We start from the raw sequence: 4,710 nt of genomic DNA on the forward strand, positions 1-4,710 counted from the left end.
GAGATCGAATTTCAAATTATTACTCCAGCAGGAACAGCTAAATTTAAGAAAGAGCTGTTTACTGATCCTGAACAAGATGGAACTTCATTTCCGAATTTTAAAATAACCAAATTAGATGCTGTCCAAAGTGAAATCAGTATTGGCACACAATCATCTGATCTACTTGAATATTTGAACCAAAACCCTCCGATTATTTGGTTTGCTGATGGTTCTGCGCTTCAAGGAAATGAATATGTGCAGTTAAAGCATACTATTCAACCTTATTCTACAGACAATTTGATAGATTGGGATTGGAACGGTGTTGATTTGAGCAAAGAAGCTCAAGGAATACTTCCTCTAAAAACTGATTCAATTCAATACAAGGTAATACAAGACTTACAAACTCAAGATTTCGATATCATTTATGATGATGATTACTCAGGTGAAATAGCAGACGTTATAACCATTAAAGAGACTCCAACTGAAATAAATGTGCAATTCTATCACTTGAAATTTGCTAAAGATGGTCTGGTGAACACAAGAGTAGATAATTTCTATGAAGTCTGTGGTCAAGCTCAAAAATCAATTCATTGGAAACATAAAAGTGGTTTAGAGTTCTTTCAACATTTGCTAAGAAGAGAAACTAAAATCAGAAATGGTGATGAAAGAAGCCGCTTAGAAAAAGGCACACGTCAGGATCTTGAAAGATTACTTACTATAGCAAAAAACAGAAAACCAATGAATTTTGAAATATTTATTGTTCAACCAAGTCTTTCGAAACAAAACGTTTCCGAATCAATTATGACATTATTGGGCGTTACATCGAACTATTTAAAGGAAGTTGGGAATATAGAATTGAATGTAATTGTAAATCAATGATTTTTCTAGTGGTTTGGGGACAATAGAATAATTAAATAAACATAGTAAATGGCTACAGTGGTAAGAATAATAAGAGAAGTTACAAACGGTTTAGAAGGTAATTGGAGACTTTGTTTTCAGTGGTGTGAATATTTGTATGATAATGGTGAGGATCCAGAATTTGGATACCGATTTATTTGGAGAAGACCCAATGGAAACTTACAAGCCGCAAGGGGGCAAGCAAGAATAGGTTCTGCTGAAGAATTAGAAGAATTAATTGATTTAGCTCGAAATGAAGGTTGGTATGGTAATATTGAAAATAGCTGATTTTTTTTGAGGTCTCAGTTGGTAAAATGGATTAGATGAATGAAAGGAAAAATAATAATTGGATAATATATCTGATTATAGGGATTGTTTTGGTACTTCTTTTTTTGCATTTCTATAAATCATCCTCACCGGATGATGAACAAACGGATAGAGAAGCAGAAAGATTAAGAAGAATAAAAGACCTTGAAAATGAAAAGCAATTATTGATAGATGATCGTAATAATGTTATAAATCTAGAAAAGAAACTTAACGAACAAAGTCAGAAGCTTTGGAAAAAGATAATTCGAATTTTGATCGGAATATTTGTCTTTTTGAATTTAATGGGATACTTGATCTTTAAATCATTTTCGATTGAAAGTGTACTAACTTGGTATGGAATTGTTCTTTTGATAATTAATCTTCCGTATCTATTTATTGCATTCAAATTAGTTTCAATGAAAGAATTCTTATTTGACCATTTGAAAGAGTTCTCATATAAGATAGTTGCAGGGAACAAAGACGCTTCATACTTCCTCAGTAGATTAGAAACTGTACAAAACAGAATTGATCAAATTGATTTTGAATTGGATCAATTGTACAAAACAGAATTTTAAATATCTCAGTACCTGCCGAATTTGTTGAGATAGATTTATGAAAAATATTAAAGAACCAGCTTTTGTTTTATTATAAACAACAACTTATATGGATGATTTGAAAGCCTTTTTTAAGGCTAATGAGGTGAAAATTGGCCGTGATTATACGGTTGGAACTCCCTTGTATTATGATTCACTTAGAAGTGCATTTTCTCACTACTTCTCGACTTTTTTGGATCAAAAACACACACTTCATTTGATTGTTGAAACAAATGACTGGACTCAAGAGGCATTTTCTAGTGCTGTCCTGCACTACAACTTGTCACAATCTATTTTAGGTTTTCATAGATTTTTTGAACTTTTTATAAAAGACGTTCTTCGGAGTATCAATCCATATTTAGCAGTTAAGTTCTTGGAAAAGGAAGAGGAACTTTTTCTTTTTTTTGATGGAAATCTTTCTGCTGATCAAATCAAAACAATAGAGTTTGCAGAATCTCTAAAACGTTTAAAGCAAGCTTTTAAATCTATCAATAAGGAAAGTGAGCTCTATATCGAAAAATTGAACAAATGGGAATTCATCAATGAAAAAAAAGCCATCACTGCACTAGACATTCTTGCTGATTGGAGAAACAGGATTATGCATAACGGAACAACATATCCAAATCAGTTCGCTTATGAATACCTAATTACTCAGGAAATAATTCCAATAATCAAAAAAATAATGGATTTAGATAAAAGAACTATTGATTTTGAACCACATTATTTCATCACCCCAACTGGGATTGATATTATAACAAGTTTACAGGATGTCAAGTTTAACTTCCAAGACGGATCAAATCATCAAAAGCGAAGTGAGGTTGCTGACATTCTTTTATACATAAATCACTTGAAAGAACTGGGTAGATCTTCCATGACTCAAGATTTTTATCGCCGGGATAACAAAGACTATAAGGAGATGGATTATGAGAATCCAAAAGAACGTGCCGAACGTTTCGCTGAAGCTGAAAGAAATCATTTAGAATTCTATGCTCTAAATAATTGTAACTGTTGTGGGGTAAAAAGTCAAGTAGTATATCGCAAAATTTATTGGAGTCTTTTTAAAAAATGTAATGATTTTAAAAGCTGGCTAAGGTGTTTCAATTGTGATTATTCAATAGGATCTAATATTTGTGATCCCTTCCTTTTTGGATTGTCTTATGAAAGAATTTTTCCAATAAATATGGAATAATTTGAATCTTTAACATATTAATCCATATGAACTTCACTAGAGAAACCTTACACGAATTAGTTTGGTCCAAACCTTTGGGATCAATTGCCAAGGAATACGATACTACAGAATATCTCATTCGAAAAACCTGTAAGAAGTATGAGGTTCCACTTCCACTGCTTGGATATTGGAAAAAAGTACAATACGGCAAAACACCTGCAAAGGGAAAGCTTCCAGTTTCTGAAAAATGGCAGGGTATTCAGATTAAGTTATTGGGTCGGGAAAAGGAAGTTGTAACGAAGCTCTCTTTAACGAGACTTGAAGAATTAATCAAAGAAATTGAGAAACAACACCCAAATTTAGTCAAGGTTCCAGAAAGTCTATTAGATCCTGATCCGATGATCTTACCAGTAAAAGCAACTTTGGAATCACAGAAACCAAATTCAGTGACTGGAATGGTTTCAAATGTGACGTGTCAAGGTCAACTTATTATCAGTGTGACTAAAGAAACAGTTCCGCGAGCTTTGCGATTCATGAACGCGTTTATCAAATTGTCAAAAGCAAGAGGACATCAATGGGAACTCACTCACTCGGATAATTGGATTACCGTTAACGGTGAAACATATCATATCAATTGCCTGGAAAAATCTAATCGATTGGAGATACCTGGCAGCAGGAGTTCCGAACTAATTCCTAATGGAATCTTGGCATTGAAAATTGGCTCTATATTTAAGACGGAATGGAAAGATGGTAAACTTTCGATAGAGAAGCAACTGTCTAGAATAATAGCCGCTATTGAATTGAAAGCTGAAGACGACAAAATCAAAAGAGCTAAAAATGATGCATACAACGAAGAACGCAGACGAATAGCCGCTATCCATGAAACAGAAATCGCCAAAGAAAAATGGGATGAAAATAAGATTGACGTATTGAAACAATTTGCCGATCAATGGCACCTTTCCCAAAAAGTTAAAGGACTCATTGATGCAGTAGAATCTAGCTCTAAAGAAAAAACGAATAAGGTTCTAGAGTGGATTAAATGGGCTAGAGAACAAGAAAAGATACTGGATCCGTTATCAGGAAGTTTAGATGATTTTGTGACAAAATTTGATTTTGACGGGTGTTAAAACCTTCAAAAGACAATAAATAACTTAAAAAGTGAATTCAGACTTAAACAAAAAACTTCATGAATTACAAAAACTACTTCCCAAGATGCTTAAGCTTGAGAGTAGTTCTTGTTTTTTTGATGATTGTCCAGAACCTTGTATCGGCTCTCATTCGATCTCGGAAAGTAGAGTGTTATCTCTTTTGGAATCACAAACAGCAAATAACGGAATATCAATTTATCATCTTGAAGATATCCCACATGTGGATTTTGAAGAAAATAAAACCTTGTCTACTTTCCATAAAACAAAGAGAAAATTGTTACTAAAAGGAAAAGACAAAACGTCTTTATTCTATGGATTTTGTAAAAATTGTGATGCTAAAACCTTTCAAAGATTAGATAACGAAGATTACACTAATCATTCAGAAATTAATTTTCTTCATTCACTTAGAACACTAGCTTACAATATTACTCTTGAAAGAAATGCCCTATTGATATTTACAAATAAGGTTTTTCCTGGGATCGAAAATAATATTGATGAGCTTGAACAAATTCAACCGCAATGGAATCTGATTTTGGAGTCTATCCGACAACTACCAGATGAACATTTGATTTACTGGGATAAGGCTGAACAAATGTTACCAATGATCAATATTCTAGCT

At 33.0% G+C, this 4,710-nt stretch carries 5 protein-coding genes and 1 pseudogene; all 6 read left to right on the plus strand.

What is annotated here, in order from left to right:
- Positions 1–858: pseudogene (locus Q1V93_RS19150) on the plus strand (restriction endonuclease subunit R); the annotation flags it as partial.
- 48 nt (positions 859–906) lie between these two features.
- Positions 907–1,164, plus strand: a complete 258-nt coding sequence (locus Q1V93_RS19155; protein ID WP_300667062.1) for a hypothetical protein — start codon at positions 907–909, stop codon at positions 1,162–1,164.
- A 35-nt stretch (positions 1,165–1,199) separates the two neighbouring features.
- Complete coding sequence (locus Q1V93_RS19160) at positions 1,200–1,757, plus strand: hypothetical protein (protein WP_300667064.1); 558 nt, start codon at positions 1,200–1,202, stop codon at positions 1,755–1,757.
- An 88-nt stretch (positions 1,758–1,845) separates the two neighbouring features.
- Positions 1,846–2,964 (plus strand): hypothetical protein, encoded by a 1,119-nt coding sequence (locus Q1V93_RS19165; RefSeq protein ID WP_300667066.1) that lies wholly within the window; start codon positions 1,846–1,848, stop codon positions 2,962–2,964.
- A 74-nt stretch (positions 2,965–3,038) separates the two neighbouring features.
- Entirely contained in the window at positions 3,039–4,070 is a 1,032-nt protein-coding gene (locus tag Q1V93_RS19170) for a hypothetical protein (protein WP_300667068.1), read from the plus strand.
- A 31-nt stretch (positions 4,071–4,101) separates the two neighbouring features.
- Positions 4,102–4,710, plus strand: a 609-nt coding sequence (locus Q1V93_RS19175) for a hypothetical protein (RefSeq protein WP_300667070.1), incomplete at its 3' end; no start/stop codon positions are given.

The sequence above is a fragment of the Fluviicola sp. genome, from assembly GCF_030151805.1.
GTDB lineage: Bacteria > Bacteroidota > Bacteroidia > Flavobacteriales_D > Crocinitomicaceae > Fluviicola.